We start from the raw sequence: 19,107 nt of genomic DNA, 5'->3' as shown, positions 1-19,107 counted from the left end.
CATGGCGATGACGGCGCAGGTCAAGGCGGAGCTGGCGAGCACCCCCATCACCAAGACCTGCTGCCGGAAGGCGGAGGTCGCGTCCATGCTCCGCTTCGCCGGTGGGCTCCACATCGTGAGCGGCCGGATCGTCGTCGAGGCGGAGCTGGACACGGGTGCCGCCGCGCGACGGCTGCGCAAGGACATCTCCGAGGTCTACAACGCCCACTCCGACGTGGTGATGGTGCAGGGCAACGGGCTGCGCAAGGGCAGCCGCTACATCGTCCGGGTCGTGCGCGACGGCGAGGCCCTGGCCCGCCAGACCGGCCTGCTCGACCAGCGCGGCCGCCCCGTGCGCGGACTGCCTCCCGCGGTGGTCTCGGGCGGCGGCTGCGACGCCGTCGCGGCGTGGCGCGGTGCCTTCCTCGCGCACGGCTCCCTGACCGAGCCCGGCCGCTCGTCCTCGCTCGAGGTCACCTGCCCCGGCTCGGAGGCCGCCCTGGCGCTGGTCGGTGTGGCCCGGCGGCTGGGCATCTCCGCGAAGGCCCGTGAGGTCCGCGGTGTCGACCGCGTCGTGATCCGCGACGGCGACGCGATCGGGCAGCTGCTGACCCGGCTGGGCGCTCACGAGTCGCTCATGGCCTGGGAGGAGCGCCGGATGCGTCGCGAGGTCCGGGCCACCGCCAACCGCCTGGCCAACTTCGACGACGCCAACCTGCGGCGCTCCGCCCGGGCTGCGGTCGCCGCCGGAGCCCGGGTCGAGCGGGCGCTGGAGATCCTCGGCGACGAGGTCCCCGACCACCTCAAGCTCGCGGGCAGCCTCCGGGTCGAGCACAAGCAGGCCTCGCTCGAGGAGCTCGGGCAGCTGCACGAGCCGGTCCTCACCAAGGACGCCATCGCCGGTCGCATCCGCCGCCTGCTCGCCATGGCCGACAAGCGCGCCGAGGAGCTCGGGATCCCCGACACCGAGGCCTCCCTCACCCCGGAGATGCTCGCCGAGGACGCCTGAGGGCGCTGCTCGAGAGGTCCCTCAGCGCCCTACCGGTCGGTATGGCGAGACGGGACGCACCCGGGAGGAGCCGACCGGCGACAGCCGCTAGGGTGGCGGCGGCCGGGTGACTGAACGCCCGGAACGCCGTCGAGGCGGGCGACGGAACGCCCGCCACCCAGAGGAGCAGTCATGACCGTGCGCGTAGGGATCAACGGATTCGGCCGGATCGGCCGCAACTTCTTCCGGGCCGTCGCGGCCTCGGGTGCCGACGTCGAGATCGTCGGGATCAACGACCTCACCGACAACGCCGTGCTGGCGCACCTGCTGAAGTACGACTCCATCCTCGGCGTCATGCCCGAGGACGTCGAGTCGACCGGCGACGCCATCGTCGTGGGCGGCCGCGAGATCAAGGTCAGCTCGGAGCGTGAGCCCGGCAACCTCGGCTGGGGCGACCTGGGTGTCGACGTCGTCGTGGAGTCCACGGGTTTCTTCACCGACGCGACGAAGGCCAAGGCGCACGTGGACGCCGGCGCCAAGAAGGTCATCATCTCCGCCCCCGCCTCCAACGAGGACATCACGATCGTGATGGGCGTCAACCACGAGCTCTACGACCCCGCCGCGCACACGGTCATCTCCAACGCCTCGTGCACCACCAACTGCCTGGCTCCCATGGCCAAGGCGCTCAACGACGCCATCGGCATCAACAAGGGCCTGATGACGACGATCCACGCCTACACCGCGGACCAGAACCTGCAGGACAACATCCACAAGGACCTGCGCCGCGCCCGGGCCGCCGCGATCAACATCGTGCCGACCTCCACCGGCGCCGCGAAGGCCATCGGCCTCGTCCTGCCCGAGCTCAAGGGCAAGCTCGACGGCTACGCGCTGCGCGTCCCCACCCCGACCGGCTCGCTGACCGACCTCTCCTTCGAGGCCTCCCGCGAGACCTCGGTCGAGGAGGTCAACGCCGCGGTCGAGGCCGCCGCCGACGGCCGCTTCCTGCGCTACTCCACCGCGCCGATCGTCTCCTCCGACATCGTCACCGACCCGGCCTCGTGCATCTTCGACGCCCCGCTGACCAAGGTGCTGGGCAACCAGGTCAAGGTCGCCGGCTGGTACGACAACGAGTGGGGCTACTCCAACCGCCTCGTCGACCTCATCGGCTTCGTCGGCGAGACCCTCTGAGGATGACCTCGCTCGACCAGCTGCTCGAGGACGGGGTCGCCGGCAAGCGGGTCCTCGTCCGCTCCGACCTCAACGTCCCGCTCGACGGGTCCCGGATCACGGACGACGGGCGCATCCGCGCCAGCGTCCCGACCATCCGGCGGCTCGCCGAGGCCGGTGCCCGCGTCGTGGTGACCGCCCACCTGGGCCGGCCGAAGGGGGCTCCGGAGGAGCGGTACTCCCTGGCTCCCGTCGCCGCCCGCCTCGGCGAGCTGCTCGGTGCCGAGGTCGCCTTCGCCCGCGACACGGTGGGGGAGTCGGCGCACGAGACCGTGGCCACGCTCGAGGACGGACAGGTCGCCCTGCTCGAGAACGTCCGCTTCAACCCGGGCGAGACCAGCAAGGACGACGCCGAGCGCGCCGCGTTCGCCCGGCAGCTGGCCGACCTCGCCGACGCGTTCGTCTCCGACGGCTTCGGCGTGGTCCACCGCAAGCAGGCCAGCGTGTACGACGTCGCGCAGCTGCTGCCCAGCGCCATGGGCACCCTGGTGGCCACCGAGATCGACGTGCTGCGCCGCCTGACCGACTCCCCGGAGCGGCCCTACGCCGTCGTGCTGGGTGGGTCGAAGGTCTCCGACAAGCTCGGTGTCATCGACAACCTCCTGGGCAAGGCCGACAGGCTGCTCATCGGGGGCGGCATGGTCTTCACGTTCCTCAAGGCCCAGGGCCACGAGGTCGGCAGGAGCCTGCTCGAGGAGGACCAGCTCGACACGTGCCGGGAGTACCTCGCCCGCGCCGAGCAGCTCGGGGTGCAGATCCTGCTCCCCGGCGACGTCGTGGTCGACACCGAGTTCCCGTCCGGCGACCGCGAGCCCCAGCCCCGCGTGGTGCCCGCGACCGAGATCCCGGCCGACTGCCTGGGCCTCGACATCGGGCCGGCAGCGGGCGCCGACTTCGCCGCGGCGCTCGCGGACGCGCGGACCGTCTTCTGGAACGGCCCGATGGGGGTCTTCGAGGTGCCGCAGTTCGCCGACGGCACCCGGGCCGTCGCCGAGGCCCTGACCCGCACCGAGGGACTGTCCGTCGTGGGCGGGGGCGACTCGGCTGCCGCCGTACGCGCCCTCGGGTTCGACGAGGCGGCCTTCGGCCACATCTCCACCGGTGGCGGCGCCAGCCTGGAGTACCTCGAGGGCAAGGCCCTCCCCGGCATCGACGTCCTGGAAGGCTGAGCACACATGGCACCTGCAGCACGCACTCCGCTGATGGCCGGCAACTGGAAGGCGAACCTCAACCACCAGGAGGCCGTCGTCCTGGTGCAGAAGCTCGCCTGGACCCTGTCGGACAAGAAGCACGACCACGCCAAGGCCGAGGTCCTGGTGGTCCCGCCGTTCACCGACCTCCGCTCGGTGCAGACGCTCGTCGACGGCGACCGCCTCCCCATCAAGTACGGCGCCCAGGACTGCTCCGCGCACGACGGGGGCGCCTACACCGGCGAGATCCCGGTGGGCATGCTGGCCAAGCTGGGCTGCTCCTACGTCGTGCTCGGGCACTCCGAGCGTCGGGAGTACCACCACGAGGACGACGCCCTGGTCAGCGCGAAGGCCCACAAGGCGGTCGCCGCCGGGCTCGTCCCGATCGTGTGCGTCGGTGAGGGTCTCGAGGTCCGCCAGGCTGGGGAGCACGTCGCCCACACCCTGGCGCAGGTCGACGGCTCGCTCGCCGGGTTCACCGCGGATCAGGTCGCCGCCCTGGTCGTGGCCTACGAGCCCGTGTGGGCCATCGGGACCGGCGAGGTCGCCACGCCCGAGGACGCCCAGGAGGTCTGTGGCGCGATCCGGGCCCGGGTGCGCGAGGTGCACGGCGACGAGGCGGCCGACGCGCTGCGCATCCTCTACGGCGGGTCGGTCAAGGCAGCCAACGTGGGCGCGATCATGGCGCAGCCCGACGTCGACGGCTGCCTGGTCGGCGGAGCCAGCCTGCAGGCCGACGAGTTCGGCGCGATCTGCCGCTTCTACGACATGCCGGTCCTGTGACGCGGCCCGCCGCGTCCACCGCCCCCTCGATCACGTAGGATCACCGCTCGTGGAACTGCTCTTCACCATCATCCTGATGATCACCAGCGCGCTGATGATCCTGCTGGTGCTCCTGCACAAGGGCCGCGGTGGCGGTCTCTCCGACATGTTCGGCGGCGGTGTCTCCAGCTCGCTCGGCGGATCGTCGGTGGCGGAGCGCAACCTCGACCGACTCACCGTCGGCATCGGTGGCATCTGGTTCGCCACCGTCATCGCGCTGGGCCTCCTGCTCGCCTACTGACCCTCTCGGGCCCGACGAAGGAGACAACCGTGGCTGGTGCTGGAAACGCGATCCGGGGTAGCCGGGTCGGAGCGGGTCCGATGGGCGAGGCGGAGCGCGGCGAGGCCGCGCCCCGGCAGACCGTCGCCTACTTCTGCTCCAACGAGCACCGCGTGGTCGTGGCGTTCGCGATCGAGGCGCAGGCCCCCGACTCGTGGGACTGCCCCAAGTGCGGCCTCCCGGCCAGCCTGGACTCCGACAACCCGCCGCCGGCGCCCAAGACCGAGCCCTACAAGACGCACCTCGCCTACGTGAAGGAGCGGCGCTCCGACAAGGAGGCGGCCGACATCCTCGACGAGGCCCTCGCGCTCCTGCGCTCGCGCCGCAAGTCCGGCGACCTCATCTTCTGACCCTCCGGTCAGAGGCGCGAGGCGGCGTCCCGGTCGAGGAACCAGACGGTCTGCTCGCGGCCCGCGGCACCGACGGCGGGCACCTCGTCCACCGGGGGAACGTCCGTGCCGTCCTGGGACAGGGCGCCGGCCAGCGCACGCGCCACGGCCTCGGCCTTGCCCTCCCCGCTGACGAGGAACCAGGTGGCCCGCGTGCGGTTGAGGGCGCGGTAGGTCAGCGAGACGCGCTCCGGCGGCGGCTTGGGGGAGCCCGTCACGCCGACGGCGTCGACGTCGGTGACGTGCACCTGGGGGTGGCCGGGGAAGAGCGAGGCGATGTGCGCGTCCGGGCCGACGCCCAGCATCACGACGTCGAAGCCGTCGGGTGCGTGCCCCGCCAGCTCCGCGGCGTACGCCGTCGCCGCCTCGTCGACGTCGGCCGCCTGCTCCGTGGACGCGACCTCGTGGACGCGCTCGGCGGGCACGCCGAGCGCGTCGATGAAGGCGGCGCGGGCCTGGCCGGCGTTGCGGTCGGGCGAGTCGTGCGGGACGAACCGCTCGTCGCCCCACCACAGGTGCACGCGGTCCCAGTCGACGCCGGAGCCGGGCGAGAGGCGCGCGACCTCGCGGTGCACGGCCTCGGCGATGGTGCCGCCGGTCAGGACGACCTGGGGCTCACGCCCTGCGGCCTGCACCTCGGCGAGCGTGCGCAGCAGCGCGCCTGCGACGGTGGTGGCGAGGGCCTCCGCCGTGTCGAGGACCTCGATCCGCGCCGCGCTGCTCACGACCGGTTCCGCAGGTAGTAGTCGACCAGGCCCCGGGTCGAGGGGTCCTGCGCGGCGAGGACGTCGCGGTCGCCGGCCAGGGCCGGACCGAGCTCGGTCGCCAGCTGCTTGCCCAGCTCCACGCCCCACTGGTCGAAGCTGTCGATGCCCCACACCACGCCCTGGGTGAAGGTGATGTGCTCGTAGAGCGCGACCAGCTGGCCCAGCACCGACGGTGTGAGCCGCGGCGCCATGATCGACGTGGTGGGCCGGTTGCCGGCGAAGACGCGTGCGGGCACCACCGCCTCGTCCGTGCCCTCGGCGCGCACCTCCTCGGCGGTCTTGCCGAACGCCAGGGCCCGGGTCTGGGCCACGAAGTTGGCCAGCAGCAGCTCGTGGACGTCCTGCTCGCGGCCGTCCACGGTGTCGGTGAGCGGGTAGGACGGCTGGGCGAAGGCGATGAAGTCGGCGGGCACGACCTGTGTCCCCTGGTGCAGCAGCTGGTAGAAGGCGTGCTGGCCGTTGGTGCCGGGCTCGCCCCAGAAGACCTCGCCGGTGCCGGCGGTGACCGGGCTGCCGTCCCAGCGCACGCTCTTGCCGTTGGACTCCATCGTCAGCTGCTGGAGGTAGGCAGGGAAGCGGTGCAGCAGCTGGGCGTAGGGGAGCACGGCGTGGGTGCGGCAGCCGAGGAAGTCGGAATACCACACGTTGAGCAGCCCCATCAGGACCGGCACGTTGGCCTCCAGCGGCGCCGTCCGGAAGTGCTCGTCGACGGCGTGCATGCCGGCGAGCAGCGCACGGAACGCGGCCGGACCGACCGCGAGCACCAGGGAGGTCCCGATCGCGGAGTCCAGCGAGTAGCGTCCGCCCACCCAGTCCCAGAACCCGAACGCGTTCTGCGGGTCGATCCCGAAGTCCGCGACCTTGTCCAGGGCAGTGCTGACGGCGACGAAGTGTCGAGCCACGGCGGTGTCCCGCACGTCCTCAGGCAACCCGTCGAGCAGCCAGGACCGGCACAGCCGCGCGTTGGTGAGCGTCTCCAGGGTCCCGAAGGTCTTGGAGGAGACCACGAAGAGGGTCGTCTCCGGGTCCAGGCCCGCCAGGGTCGTCGCGGCGTCGGTGGGGTCGATGTTGGACAGGAACCGGCAGGCCGGCCCGTCGGCGTACGGCGCCAGCGCCTCGTAGGCCATCACCGGACCGAGGTCGGAGCCCCCGATGCCGATGTTGACGACCGTCTCGATCCGTCGACCGGTCGCCCCTGTCCACGCGCCCGAGCGGACCTGCTCGGCGAAGGCGAAGACCCGGTCGAGGACCTCGTGGACCTCGGGCACCACGTCGGTGCCGTCGACGACCAGCGAGGCCTCGCGCGGGAGCCGCAGGGCCGTGTGGAGGACGGCACGGTCCTCGGTGGCGTTCACCCGCTCGCCGCGCAGCATCGCGTCGCGCCGCGCCTCCACCCCGACCTCGCGTGCGAGCTCCAGGAGAGCACCGAGCACCGTGTCGGTGAGCAGGTTCTTCGACAGGTCCACGCGGAGGTCGGCCACCTCGTGGGTGAATCGACCCACCCGGGCCGGGTCCTCGGCGAACCAGCCGCGGAGGTCCGGCTCGAGCGTGCCCGCGAGGGTGGTCAGCCGCGACCAGGCCGCGGTGGACGTGGGGTCGACCGGGGCCTGTGCGCCGCTCACGCTCGCGCCTTCTCCATCTGGCCCTCGACGGTCTCGACGAGCTCGCCCCACGAGGCGACGAACTTCTCCACGCCCTCCGTCTCGAGCGAGGCGATGACGTCGTCCCAGTCGACACCCTGGGCGCGCACGGCGTCGATCAGCTGCTGCGCCTCGGCGGCTCGTCCGGTGACCTGGTCACCGTCGAGCTCGCCGTGGTCGGCGAAGGCCTGCATCGTCTTCTCGGGCATGGTGTTGACCGTGTCGGCCACCACCAGGTCGGTGACGTAGAGCGTGTCGGGGTAGTCGGGGTTCTTGACCCCCGTGGAGGCCCACAGCGGTCGCTGGGCGTTCGCACCGGCCTCGGCCAGCCGGCGCCAGCGGTCGGAGGCCACGACCTGCTCGTACGCCGCGTACGCGACCCGCGCGTTGGCGACCGCGGCGCGACCACGCAGGGCGAGGGCCTCGTCGGTGCCGATCGCCTCCAGCCGCTTGTCGACCTCGGAGTCCACGCGCGAGACGAAGAACGAGGCCACGGAGCGGATCGTCGACAGGTCGATGCCCGCCTCCTGGGCCTGCTCCAGGCCGGTGAGGTAGGCGTCCATGACCTCCTGGTAGCGCTCGACGCCGAAGATGAGCGTGACGTTGACGCTGATCCCCTCGGCGGTCACCGCGGTGATCGCCGGCAGGCCGGCCCGCGTGGCAGGGATCTTGATCAGCACGTTGGAGCGGTCCACGGCCTTCCACAGCGCCCGGGCCGAGGCGATCGTGCCCTCGGTGTCCTGGGCCAGGTCGGGCTCGACCTCGATGGAGACCCGCCCGTCGTGCGCGGTGCGCGCGGCCACCGGTGCCAGGACGTCGCAGGCGTTGCGGACGTCCTCGGTGGTCAGCTCGAAGATGACGCGGTCGACCGGCTCGCCGGCCTCGACGAGCGAGCGGACCTGCTCGTCGTAGCGCTCGCCGTCGGCGATGGCGCCCGCGAAGATGGTGGGGTTGGTCGTGACGCCGACGACCGAGCTGGTCTCCACGAGCTCGGCGAGCCCGCCGCTCTCGATGCGCTCGCGCGACAGGTCGTCGAGCCAGATGGACACCCCGGCGTCAGCCAGGGCCTTCAGTCGCTCACTCATGGGATCCTCCCGTTGGATCGGTGGTCGAGGCGCTGCGGTGTGGTGCTCTGACTGGGTCGCCGGCCGGCGCGGCCGACGGGGTCGCGGGGGCCGCGCTCAGCGGGCCGCGTCGATGCTGCTGTGGGCCGCGTCGACCACGGCCTGCGCGGTCATCCCGAACTCGGTGTAGAGCCGCTGGTAGTCGGCCGAGGCGCCGTAGTGGTCGATGGAGACGATCCGGCCGGCGTCGCCGACGTACTCCCGCCAGCCCTGCTTCACGCCGGCCTCCACGGAGACGCGGGCCTTGACCTGGGGCGGGAGGACCATGTCGCGGTAGGCCTGGTCCTGCTCCTCGAACCACTCCACGCACGGCATCGAGACGACCCGGGCGGCCACGCCGGCCTCGGCGAGCACGCGGCGCGCCTCGACCGCGATCTGGACCTCGGAGCCGGTGGCGATGAGCACCACCTCGGGCTCGCCGTCGCTGTCGAGCAGGACGTAGCCGCCGCGCTCGACGCCCTCGGCGGAGCCCCAGCGCTCGCCGTCGACGGTGCCACGCGGGAAGACCGGGACGTTCTGCCGGGTCAGGGCCAGCGCGGCCGGGCGGTCGGTGTGGCGCAGCAGCGTCGCCCAGGCGACCGCCACCTCGTTGGCGTCCGCCGGGCGGATGACGTCGAGGCCGGGCATCGCGCGCAGCGATGCGATGTGCTCGACCGGCTGGTGCGTGGGGCCGTCCTCACCCAGGCCGATGGAGTCGTGGGTCCACACGTAGGTGACCGGCAGCTGCGAGAGCGCCGCGACGCGGACGGCTCCACGCATGTAGTCGGAGAAGGTGAGGAAGGTCCCACCGAAGACGCGGGTCAGTCGGTCAGCGGCGATGCCGTTCATGATCGCGCCCATGCCGTGCTCGCGGATGCCGAAGTGCAGCACGCGTCCCTGGAACGGGTCGGCCTCGTAGCCCTCGGCGCCGTTGTCGGCCGGGAGGAAGGACGGCGCGCCCTTGATGGTGGTGTTGTTGGAGCCGGCGAGGTCGGCCGAGCCGCCCCACAGCTCGGGCATCACGCCGGCGATGGCGTTGATGACCTGGCCGGAGGCCGAGCGCGTGGCGACGCCCTTGGCGTCGGGCTCGAAGGTCGGCAGCGCCTCGGCGAGCCCGGCGGGGAGCTCACGGCGCTTGAGCCGGTGCAGGAGCTCGGCGCGGTCGGGGTTCGCTGCGGCCCAGGCGGCGTACGCCTCGTCCCACTGCTTGCCCCATGCCGCGCCGCGCTCGCGCAGGGCCCGGGTGTGGGCCAGGACGTCCTCGGGGACCTCGAAGTGCTGCTCGGGGTCGAAGCCGAGCACCTTCTTGGTGGCCGCGACCTCCTCGGCGCCCAGGGCGCTGCCGTGGGCGGCCTCGGTGCCCTGGGCGTTGGGCGCGGGCCAGGCGATGATCGTGTCGAGGACGACGAGCGAGGGCTTGTCGGTCACCTCCGCGGCGGCGCGCACGGCGTCGTAGAGCGCGTGCACGTCCTCCTTGTACGTCGTGCCGCCCTGGGTCCAGTCGACGACCTGCACGTGCCAGCCGTAGGCCTCGTAGCGGGCCGCGACGTCCTCGGTGAACGCGACGTCGGTGTCGCCCTCGATCGAGATCCGGTTGCGGTCGTAGACCACGGTCAGGTTGCCGAGCTGCTGGGTGCCGGCGATCGAGGACGCCTCGCCGCTGACGCCCTCCTGGAGGTCGCCGTCGGAGCACAGGACGTAGACCTGGTGGTCGAACAGGCTCTCGCCCGCGGCGGCCTCGGGGTCGAGCAGACCGTGCACGCGGCGCGCGGACATCGCCATGCCGACGGCGTTGGCGACGCCCTGGCCCAGGGGACCGGTGGTGACCTCGACGCCCGCGGTGTGGCCCAGCTCGGGGTGGCCGGGGGTCTTCGAGCCCCACGTGCGCAGCGCCTGCAGGTCGGAGAGCTCGAGGCCGAAGCCGCCGAGGAAGAGCTGGGTGTAGAGCGTGATGCTCGAGTGGCCGCAGCTGAGCACGAAGCGGTCGCGGGCGATCCACTCCGGGTCGGCCGGGTCGTGCCGCATGACCTTCTGGAACAGCAGGTACGCCGCCGGCGCCAGGCTCATGGCCGTGCCGGGGTGACCGTTCCCCACCTTCTGCACGGCGTCCATCGCCAGCACGCGGGCGGTGTCCACCGCCCGGTCGTCGACGTCGGTCCAGTCCAGCTGCGGGCTGAGGGTCACGTGGTTCCTTCCAGGGGGGTCGAGGAGCCTGGTCGCAGGCGATCACGAGCCTACTCGTGCCGGGCAGTAGACTCCGAGGCGCACCCGCACGTCTCACCCGACTGCACCCCGAACCCGTCCAGAGGGGCCTCTCCGTGACCCACGTCGGCCAGCCGGCCGCTGCCTCGCAGTGGCACGAGCCGACCCCTGACGCCGGGGGCGCCACCTGGCGCGACGTCGTGGCGGCGTACGTCGGGCTGACCAAGCCCCGGGTGATCGAGCTGCTCCTGCTCACCACCGTGCCGGTCATGTTCTTCGCCGCACGCGGGGTGCCGCCGCTGGGCCTGGTGGTGGCGACCGTCGTCGGCGGCAGCTTCTCCGCGGGCTCCGCCTCGGTCTTCAACTGCGTCTACGACCGCGACATCGACGAGCAGATGCGGCGCACCCGGCGACGGGCCCTGCCGCGGCACATCGTGAGCCCCCGTGCCGCGCTGGTCTTCGGGGCGGTGCTCGGCGTGCTGTCGGTGGTCGTGCTCGCGGTGTGGGTCAACACGCTGTCCGCGGTGCTGGCCGTGGTGGCGGAGGCGTTCTACGTCTTCGTCTACACGATGGTGCTCAAGCGCCGCACGACGCAGAACATCGTCTGGGGCGGCCTGGCCGGGTGCTTCCCGGCCCTCATCGGCTGGACCGCGGTCACCGGGGAGCTCGCCTGGACCCCGGTCGTGCTCTTCGCAGTGGTCTTCTTCTGGACCCCACCGCACACCTGGGCGCTCGCGCTGCGCTATCGCGAGGACTACGCCAACGTGGACGTCCCCATGCTCCCGGTGGTGGCCTCGGCCCACGCCGTCGCCCGGCAGGTCGTCGCCTACTCGTGGGTGATGGTGGCGACCTCGCTGCTGCTGTGGCCGGTCGCGGGCACTGGTCCGGTCTACCCGGTCGCTGCCGTGGTGCTCGGTGCGGTCTTCCTCGTCGAGGCCCACCGGCTGCTCGGCCGGGCACGGGGGAGCGAGGAGCTGTCGGTGATCAACCCGATGCGCCTCTTCCACGCCTCGAACCTCTACCTCAGCCTGCTCTTCGTGGCCGTCGCGCTCGACCCGCTGCTGCTCGGCTGACCCCGCCTGAGTCGACTCGTAGCCCTCGCCGCGACGGAGTGGTCGAGGCACGCGTGAGATGGGTGACTAACTCTTCACCTTCAGTGGGGTGTGGAGCGGCGACCCGTGGGTATCTGAAGGCGGTCAGGGCGACCGATCGTCGCCGACGCAGTACCGGACGGACCAACGGGTCCGTCTTTCATGGGGGGTCTTGAAAGGCATGCACCACACGTCAGACGAGCGCGCCTGCGCTCAGCACACCCAGCGCCCGGCCCGTCCGCGCATCAGCGTGGTCGTCCCGACGCTCAACGAAGCACGCAACCTCGAGGTCGTGCTGCCGGAGCTCCTCCAGGCGGTGCCGGACCTGCACGAGGTGATCGTCGTCGACGGCGGCTCGTCGGACGACACCCTGGAGACGGCTCGCCGCCTCCTCCCGGACGCGGTGACGTGCACGCAGGTGCGTCGCGGCAAGGGCAACGCCCTGGCCACCGGGTTCGCCCGCGTCACCGGCGACGTCGTCGTCATGTTCGACGCCGACGGCAGCGCCGACCCGGCCGAGATCCCGGCCTTCGTCGCTGCGCTCACGGCGGGCGCGGACTTCGCCAAGGGCAGCCGCTTCACCGAGGGCGGCGGCAGCGCCGACATCACCGCGGTCCGCCGAGCCGGCAACGAGTTCCTCAACACGGTGATGAACCGTGGCTTCGGGACCCGGTTCAGCGACCTCTGCTACGGCTACAACGCCTTCTGGGCCGACCAGCTCCCGGTGCTCGACCTGCCGGAGCACGAGCGGCCGGGTCCCGCGGACGGGACGATGCTGTGGGGTGACGGCTTCGAGATCGAGACCGTCATCAACTGCCGCTTCGCCGCGGCCGGCGTGCGGATCACCGAGGTGCCCAGCGTCGAGCGGCTGCGGATCTTCGGCAGCAGCAACCTGCACGCGGTCAAGGACGGGATGCGGGTGCTGCGCACGATCCGCACCGAGCGGGCGCGCGCGCGTCGCTCCGGGCACCTGGACCGGCTGAGCCGCACGATCCTGTCCGGTCAGGCCGTCCGCCGCAGCGGCGCCGACGACCTGTCCCGACTCGCCTCGTGAGCGCCCCGACCCGTGCGCGCGGGTCGGGCCGGACACCATCCACCCCCGAGGGCAGTTCCCCCGGTCGGGTGACGATGGTGACCGCCCGCTGCCAGCCCGAGATCGGCGGCATCGAGTCGCACGTCGCCGAGGTGGCGGCCCGCCTGGCCCGTCGCGGCTGGGACGTCGAGGTCCTCACGACCGACCGCTCCGGTCGGCTCGCGCGCACCGAACGCGTCGCCGACCACGTCGTACGACGCTTCCGCGCGTTCCCCGCCCAGCGTGACTGGTACCTCGCACCCGGCATCTTCTGGTCCCTGGTGCGGCACCGGCGCGAGCTCGTGCACGTGCAGGGCGTCCACACCCTGGTGCCCGTCGTCGCGATGCTCGCCTGCCTGCTGCGACGCACCCCCTTCGTGCTGACCTTCCACACGGGCGGCTCCTCGAGCACCTTCCGGCACCGGGCCCGGGGCACCCAGTTCCGGCTGCTCGCGCCGCTGCTGCGGCGCGCACGGGTCCTCGTCGGTGTCTCCGACCACGAGCGCCGGCTGTTCGACGCCGTGCTGGGCGAGCCCGGCCGGGTGCGGCTGGTCCGCAACGGCGGCACCCTCCCCGTGGTGGCGGTCCCGGACAGCGACGAGGCCGCCGCGCAGGAGCCGGTGCTGGTGAGCATCGGTCGCCTGGAGCGGTACAAGGGCCACCACCGGGTCATCGAGGCGCTGCCGCACCTGCTGCCGCACCACCCCGACGTCCGGGTGGAGGTCCTCGGCAGCGGACCCTACGAGCAGGAGCTGCTCGCGCTGGCCGAGCAGCTCGGTGTCGCGGACCGCGTCCAGATCCACTTCGTGCCCCCGCCCGAGCGGGCCGCGATGGCCCGTCGCCTCTCCCGCGCCTCGGTGGTCTGCCTGATCAGCGACTACGAGGCGCACCCGGTGGCGGTCATGGAGGCCCTGAGCCTGGGGCGCCCCGTGGTGGTCGCCCGCACCTCCGGCCTCACCGAGCTGGTCGACCGCGGCTGGGCCGTCGGGGTCGAGGCGGACGACGACCCGCGGGTCGTCGCCGACGCGCTGCTCGCCCAGCTCGAGCGCCCGGTGGGTCCCGACCCCTCCGAGCTCCCCACGTGGGAGACGTGCGTGGACGGTCTGGAGGAGGTCTACGCCGAGACCCTGACGACGCCGCGAGCGCGGCCGGTCCCGGACGTGCGGGAGCCGGCGTGACGTCCTCCGCGGTGGAGCCGGCCGACCTGCCGGCCCACCCCCCAGCCGTTCCGGTGCCCGCCGCCACGCACGCCGGGCACCGCGACCACCGGCTCGCAGGCAGCTGCCTCGTGGCGGCCCTGGGCCTGGTCGGCCATGCCACGGCGTACGCCCTCGGGTGGGCCGGCTGGAGCGGCCCCGCCCTCGTCCTCTGGTACGCCGCGCTCGTGGTGCTGGTGGTGCCGTTCGCGCTCCTGCTGACCTCGGCCGGCACCAGCCCGCGCGACCGCCTCCTCGGCTCCGTGGCGTACGGCGTCGCGCTGCACCTGTCCTGGCTGCTCACGAGCCCGGTCCTCTCGACCCGCTTCGACGAGACCCTGCACGTGACGACGCTGCTGCAGCTGCTCGACGGCAGCATCTTCGGCGAGCACAGCATGCTCCCCGTGAGCCCGCACTACCCGGGCCTGGAGCTGGTGGGCGTTGCGATCGTGTGGCTGACCGGCGTCCCACCCGTCGTCGCGCAGCTGGCGACCGTGCTGCTGGCCCGGGTCGTGCTCATGCTGGCGCTCTTCGCCCTCGGGACCCGACTGGGCCGCTCGACCAGGGTCGGGGCGGTCGTGGTGCTGCTCTACTCCGGCAGCACCCACTTCTACTTCTTCAACGCCATGTTCAGCTACCAGACGGTGGCCGTGGCGATGCTGGTCGCGACGGTCGTGCTGCTGCTGCAAGCCTCCGACACCTCGGGACGCCGGACCTGGCTGCTGCTGGGGGCGGCTCAGGCCACGCTGGCCGCCCTGACGGTCACCCACCACCTCACCAGCTGGCTGACGCTGGCCGCCCTGTGGGGGGTGGCCGGGCTGCTCGCCCTCGGACGGGAGCGCCGCCGCGCGCGCCTGGTGCTGTGGACCGCCGAGGCCGGCACGGCGGTGGCGGCCCTGTGGACCACGGTCGTGGCGCCCCTGCTGGTCCGCTACCTCGGACCGCTGGCCGACACCGCCGGCTCCGAGCTGGCCCGCCTCGCCACCCTCGACACCACGGGGTCGCGCGCCGTCCTGGAGTCCGGGGGCAACGCGACCCCGCTGTGGCAGGTCGCGGTGATGGCTGCCTCGATCCTGCTGTGGTGCGCGCTCCTGGTGCCGGCCCTGCTGGCGACCGTGCGCGGTCGCACGGTCGTGCGCTCGCGGGCGCACCTGGTGCTGGCCGGTCTGGCGGCGGCGTACCCCCTGCTGCACCTCGTGCGCTTCTTCCCGACCGCCGCCGAGATGGCCGACCGGGCCTCCAGCTTCGTGACGATGGCCGCCGCCCTGGTGGTGGCGCTGTGGCTGGTGCCGCGGTTGGACCGGGGCCGTCGGCTCGTCGCGCCCGGCGCGGTGCTCCTGGTGCTGGGCGGCGTGCTGCTCGGTGGCGGCCAGGACTGGCAGCGCGTGCCGGGGCCCTACCTGCCCGGTGCGGAGCAGCGCTCCGTCGACGCCACGACCGTCGCCTTCGGCCGGTGGGCCGGCCGCTACCTGCCCGAGGGGTCGCGGATCGCCTCGGACGTGACGATCAACCGGGTCCTGCCCAACTTCGCCCCGGTCGAGCCGGTCACCTCCCAGACCGGCTCGGACAACCTGACGCCCGTGTTCCTCGCGAAGAGCGTGGACGACGAGGTCGTCGCCCTCCTGCAGGACAACCAGGTCGACTTCGTGGTCGTCGACACGCGCACCATCGAGGAGACCGCGCTGTCGAGCAGCTACTACGAGGCCGGTGCAGCCTTCGGCGAGGGAGCGCTCACCCCGACCCGCCAGATGCTCCTGAAGTTCGACGGTGCTCCCGGCTTCGAGCGGGTGCTCGACGGCGACATCGTCGTGTGGGACGTGCGGTCCCTGCGTGGCGAGGCCGCGGACTTCAGCGAGCGCCCCGACCCCGGGATGCCGGGCACCTGGCACCCCTGGCAGGTCGGGCTCACCGCGGTCGCCGGGCTGCTGCTCCTGCTGCGGCGACGCCACCTCGTGGCCCCCGTCCGCGACGCGGCCGGGAGCCGGATGTGGGTCTGGGCCCTCGTGCTGCCCGCCCTGATGGCCACCGGCGCCCTCGCCGTGGCCCTGGACGTGCTGCCCCGCGCGGGTTCCACGCTGCTGGTCTGCCTGGTGCTGGCCGCGCTCGTGGTCGTGCCCGACCACCGGGGCGAGCGCGAGAGCGTCGGGGCCGCCACGGTCGCGCTGCGGGCCGCCACCACCGCGCTGGTGGCGCTCGCCGTCCTCCTGGCCGTCCGCTCCGCCTGGGACGCCCTGGCCCTCGAGGAGCTCCCGTCGCCCCCGAGCGTGCGGACCGAGCCCCTCGGCGGGACGGGCACGACCGACGGGGGCCGTCCGTGAGCACCCGCGACCGGGGTGTGCTCGCCCCCTTCCGCAGCCTGCTCGGCGCGCAGGCGCTGGGCACCGTCCTCGGCCTGCTGTTCTGGGTCCTGGTCGCCCGCGCCGTCGCCGCGCCCGAGGTCGGGGTGGCTGCGGCGGCGATCACCACCCAGACCCTGCTCGGCCTGGTCGTCTCCCTCGGCCTCGGCACCCACCTGGTCGCCGAGCTGCCCGCGCACCCGGTCGCCCGCCAGCACCAGCTGCTGCGGCGCTCCTTGCTGGCGGTCGCGGTGGTGGGCGGCGGCGCCGGTCTGCTCCTGGTGCTCGCTGCCGGCCCGCTCGGGCTGCTGGGGGAGAGCCTCGCAGCAGCGGTGGCCGGGCCGCTGGACGCCACCGTGATGGTGCTCGGCGTCGTCGGCGCCGGGTGGGCGCTCGTCGTCGACGAGGCCACCCTCGGGCTGCGGCGCTCGTCGCTACAGGTGTGGCGCAACCTGTGCGCCTCCGGCCTGCGCTTCCCGCTCGTCGCGGCACTGCTGCTCCTCGGCTCCGCCGACTCCACGGTCCTCCAGCTGGCCTGGGTCGCGCCGCTGCTGCTCTCGGTGGGCCTGCTCGTGCTGGTCGTGCACCGCGGCACCGACCAGGCGGCGCCCGCGCCCGCGACCGACTCCGCCCCCGGCCCCACCCTCGCCGAGGACGTACGCCGGGCCGCGAGACCGGCCCTGAGCCACCAGGGCCTGAACCTGGCCGTCGCCGCGGCCACGCAGGTGGTCCCGGTGGTCGCGGCCGTCGCGCTGACCCCGGCCGACAACGCCGCCTTCACGATCGCGTGGCGGGTCGCCACCGTGGCCTTCCTGCCGCCGTACCTCGTCGCCGTGGCGCTCTACGCCCACGGCTCGAGCCTCGACACGGACGCCTTCCGCCGCACGATGGGGCGCACGCTCCCCGCAGCCCTGCTGCTCGGCCTCGGGCTCTGCGTGGGCGCGGTCGCGCTGGGCCGCCCCGGGCTGCTCGTCTTCGGCGAGCAGTACGCCGAGGCCTCCTACCTCCTGCTCTGCCTGCTCGTCCCCGCCGGCACGTGGATGGTCGTCAAGGACCACCTCGTGGCCTGGTGGCGGGCGCAGCGGGAGTTCCGGCTGGCGACCCGGCTCGCGGCCGCATCCGTGCTGCTGGAGGTCGGCGCCGCGGGAGTGGGGGCCACCGTCGGCGGCGCACGGGGCCTGGCTCTCGGCTGGCTGGGCGGGATGGCCCTCAGCGCCCTGCTCGGATGGCGCTGGTGGAGCCGTCCCCTGGTCGGCCTGCCGTGGTCGCTCAGCCTGCGGGACCGCGCACCCGTCGGGCCGAACCCTCCTGAGCCCACGACCGGTCCCGCCGCGGACCACACCGTCCTCCCCACGACCCCGAGCCCCAGGACGGCACCGATGCCCACGCACACCTCCGCCCTCGACCGCCGGGACGACCGCGGCGCCGTGCGCCCCGTGGCAGCCGGCCTGCTGGCCGTCCTCGGCGTCGCGGTGCTCGGCACCGCGCTGGTCGCCGGTCTCGGCAGCCTGGGCGCTGCCCCCGACAGCAGCGGTGACGACCGCGCGGTGGGCAGGGTCGGTGCCGAGGTCGCGCAGTGCGACGTCGAGCAGCGCCGGGAGCTTCTGGTCGACCTGGGCGTCCAGGTCGCCACCGGGGACCCCGAGCAACCGCTGCGCAGCACCCGCGAGGTGCGCCGCCTCGTCGCCCGAGCCGCCGACGCCGGCGCGGGCGTCGTCTCCACCGACGTCGGCTGGCCCGACGTGCAGCCGAGCCGCGGCACCCCACCGCGCTGGGACGGCCTGGACCGCTTGCTGCAGGCCGCCGCCGCCCGGGACCTCCGGGTCCGGGTCCAGCTCACCGGCATGCCCTCGTGGGCCCTCGACGACCCCGCCGCCTCCCCGGAGGCCGCGCGCTGGCAGCCGCCCCGCAGCGCCGCGGAGCTGCGCCGGTGGCAGGGGTTCGTGCGCTCGGCACTGCGGCACCTCGACGGCCGCGCCGACTTCGTGGAGGTCTGGAACGAGCCCGACAACCCGACGTACTGGTCCAGCGGGGTCGACCCAGCCGCGTTCGCCCGGCTCCTGGAGGCCACCGCCCCGGTGGTGCGTCGCTGGGCGCCCGAGGCGAGCCTGGTCACCGGCGGTCTGGCCGACAACGACCTCGGCTACCTCGAGGCGCTCTACGCGGCCCTCGGCCCGGGGGAGCGGCCCTTCGACCTGGTCGGCGTGCACCCCTTCACCGGGTCGCGCCGGCCCGCCTCGGAGGACCCGGGGGCGCGCTACGAGACGGAGCTCGGTGCCGTCGACCTCACCTTCACCGGCTACCGGGACCTGCACGGCGTGATGACCGCCAACGGCGACGGTGACCTGGGCCTCTACCTCGGCGAGTTCGGCTACAGCACCACCGCGCAGGACGGGTACGACGCCGTCCCCGACGAGCAGCGGGCGCGCTACCTCCCGCAGGCACTCGACCTGGCCGCCTGCGACCGGTTCGTGACCGCGGTCGGGTGGTACTACCTCCACCCGACCCGCTGGGACGACCCCGCCTGGACCCTGCTGGACGAGCGACTGCGCCCCTCCCTCACCTACGACGCGCTGGTCGCGTGGACGCGGGGGCGCGTGTGAACGCGCACGCCGGGGGTCCGGAGTTGGTAGCGTGCGCCCGTCGGTCTCGGGGGGTGGCCGGCAGGTCCCTGTCCTGCCACCAGGAGGTCACCCCGCGTGCCGCACGTGCCCCTGCCGAGCCTCTCGGTCTGCCGATGCGGTCACCGTCGCGACGTCCACCAGCACTACCGGCCCGGCAGCGACTGCGGCCTGTGCGCCTGCAGCCGGTTCCGAGCGCGCCTG

Annotated in this window: 15 protein-coding genes; 11 read left to right on the top strand and 4 right to left on the bottom strand. The window is 73.4% G+C overall.

Features of this window, described 5'->3' with window-relative positions:
• The first annotated feature begins 1 nt into the window (after window position 1).
• The 6 genes from whiA to ACYVID_RS09570 all read left to right on the top strand — a co-directional run bounded on the left by whiA (window position 2) and on the right by ACYVID_RS09570 (window position 4,836).
• A complete protein-coding gene (whiA, locus tag ACYVID_RS09595; RefSeq protein ID WP_460736484.1) occupies window positions 2-988 on the top strand; it encodes a DNA-binding protein WhiA in 987 nt (328 codons plus the stop codon).
• A 171-nt stretch (window positions 989-1,159) separates the two neighbouring features.
• A complete protein-coding gene (gap, locus tag ACYVID_RS09590; RefSeq protein ID WP_460736483.1) occupies window positions 1,160-2,155 on the top strand; it encodes a type I glyceraldehyde-3-phosphate dehydrogenase in 996 nt (331 codons plus the stop codon).
• A gap of 2 nt (window positions 2,156-2,157) precedes the next feature.
• Window positions 2,158-3,363: a phosphoglycerate kinase gene (locus ACYVID_RS09585; RefSeq protein ID WP_460736482.1), complete on the top strand. Its 1,206-nt coding sequence runs from the start codon at window positions 2,158-2,160 to the stop codon at window positions 3,361-3,363.
• Between the two features lie 6 nt (window positions 3,364-3,369).
• Window positions 3,370-4,167, top strand: coding sequence for a triose-phosphate isomerase (gene tpiA, locus ACYVID_RS09580; RefSeq protein ID WP_460736481.1), 798 nt, complete (start codon window positions 3,370-3,372; stop codon window positions 4,165-4,167).
• A 49-nt stretch (window positions 4,168-4,216) separates the two neighbouring features.
• Window positions 4,217-4,447: a preprotein translocase subunit SecG gene (gene secG, locus ACYVID_RS09575; RefSeq protein ID WP_300644445.1), complete on the top strand. Its 231-nt coding sequence runs from the start codon at window positions 4,217-4,219 to the stop codon at window positions 4,445-4,447.
• Between the two features lie 29 nt (window positions 4,448-4,476).
• Window positions 4,477-4,836, top strand: coding sequence for an RNA polymerase-binding protein RbpA (locus ACYVID_RS09570; RefSeq protein ID WP_460736480.1), 360 nt, complete (start codon window positions 4,477-4,479; stop codon window positions 4,834-4,836).
• 8 nt (window positions 4,837-4,844) lie between these two features.
• Here ACYVID_RS09570 and pgl read toward each other — a convergent pair whose 3' ends face one another.
• The 4 genes from pgl to tkt form a co-directional block, all read right to left on the bottom strand.
• Window positions 4,845-5,600 (bottom strand): 6-phosphogluconolactonase, encoded by a 756-nt coding sequence (gene pgl, locus ACYVID_RS09565; RefSeq protein ID WP_460736479.1) that lies wholly within the window; start codon window positions 5,598-5,600, stop codon window positions 4,845-4,847.
• Window positions 5,597-7,264 carry a glucose-6-phosphate isomerase gene (gene pgi, locus ACYVID_RS09560; RefSeq protein WP_460736478.1) on the bottom strand — a complete coding sequence of 556 codons (1,668 nt, stop codon included), beginning with the start codon at window positions 7,262-7,264 and terminating at the stop codon, window positions 5,597-5,599. Before pgi ends, pgl begins: the two co-directional genes overlap by 4 nt.
• Entirely contained in the window at window positions 7,261-8,367 is a 1,107-nt protein-coding gene (tal, locus tag ACYVID_RS09555; RefSeq protein ID WP_460736477.1) for a transaldolase, read from the bottom strand. Before tal ends, pgi begins: the two co-directional genes overlap by 4 nt.
• Window positions 8,368-8,463: 96 nt before the next feature.
• Window positions 8,464-10,497: a transketolase gene (gene tkt / locus ACYVID_RS09550; protein ID WP_460736624.1), complete on the bottom strand. Its 2,034-nt coding sequence runs from the start codon at window positions 10,495-10,497 to the stop codon at window positions 8,464-8,466.
• A gap of 206 nt (window positions 10,498-10,703) precedes the next feature.
• On the opposite strand from tkt, the gene ACYVID_RS09545 reads away from it, so the two are divergent.
• The 5 genes from ACYVID_RS09545 to ACYVID_RS09525 all read left to right on the top strand — a co-directional run bounded on the left by ACYVID_RS09545 (window position 10,704) and on the right by ACYVID_RS09525 (window position 18,885).
• Window positions 10,704-11,660, top strand: coding sequence for a heme o synthase (locus ACYVID_RS09545; protein WP_460736476.1), 957 nt, complete (start codon window positions 10,704-10,706; stop codon window positions 11,658-11,660).
• A 199-nt stretch (window positions 11,661-11,859) separates the two neighbouring features.
• Complete coding sequence (locus tag ACYVID_RS09540) at window positions 11,860-12,732, top strand: glycosyltransferase family 2 protein (RefSeq protein ID WP_460736475.1); 873 nt, start codon at window positions 11,860-11,862, stop codon at window positions 12,730-12,732.
• A complete protein-coding gene (locus ACYVID_RS09535; protein WP_460736474.1) occupies window positions 12,729-13,928 on the top strand; it encodes a glycosyltransferase family 4 protein in 1,200 nt (399 codons plus the stop codon). Before ACYVID_RS09540 ends, ACYVID_RS09535 begins: the two co-directional genes overlap by 4 nt.
• On the top strand, window positions 13,925-16,264 hold the full coding sequence (locus ACYVID_RS09530; RefSeq protein WP_460736473.1) for a hypothetical protein: 2,340 nt from the start codon (window positions 13,925-13,927) through the stop codon (window positions 16,262-16,264). Before ACYVID_RS09535 ends, ACYVID_RS09530 begins: the two co-directional genes overlap by 4 nt.
• The gene (locus tag ACYVID_RS09525; RefSeq protein WP_460736472.1) at window positions 16,261-18,885 is read left to right on the top strand and encodes a hypothetical protein; all 2,625 of its coding nucleotides are present in this window, start codon (window positions 16,261-16,263) and stop codon (window positions 18,883-18,885) included. Before ACYVID_RS09530 ends, ACYVID_RS09525 begins: the two co-directional genes overlap by 4 nt.
• Window positions 18,886-19,107: the final 222 nt, after the last annotated feature.

Source organism: Nocardioides ginkgobilobae, from assembly GCF_054781275.1.
Note: the sequence above shows the minus strand (reverse complement) of the source record. Positions and strands in the feature narration are given on the sequence as shown.

Coding starts and splice junctions, on each gene's coding strand:
- ACYVID_RS09585 (WP_460736482.1), top strand. CDS start 2,158: ATGACCTCGCTCGACCAGCTGCTCGAGGACGGGGTCGCCGGCAAGCGG.
- tal (WP_460736477.1), bottom strand. CDS start 8,367: ATGAGTGAGCGACTGAAGGCCCTGGCTGACGCCGGGGTGTCCATCTGG.
- whiA (WP_460736484.1), top strand. CDS start 2: ATGGCGATGACGGCGCAGGTCAAGGCGGAGCTGGCGAGCACCCCCATC.
- tpiA (WP_460736481.1), top strand. CDS start 3,370: ATGGCACCTGCAGCACGCACTCCGCTGATGGCCGGCAACTGGAAGGCG.
- tkt (WP_460736624.1), bottom strand. CDS start 10,497: ATGGACGCCGTGCAGAAGGTGGGGAACGGTCACCCCGGCACGGCCATG.
- gap (WP_460736483.1), top strand. CDS start 1,160: ATGACCGTGCGCGTAGGGATCAACGGATTCGGCCGGATCGGCCGCAAC.
- ACYVID_RS09540 (WP_460736475.1), top strand. CDS start 11,860: ATGCACCACACGTCAGACGAGCGCGCCTGCGCTCAGCACACCCAGCGC.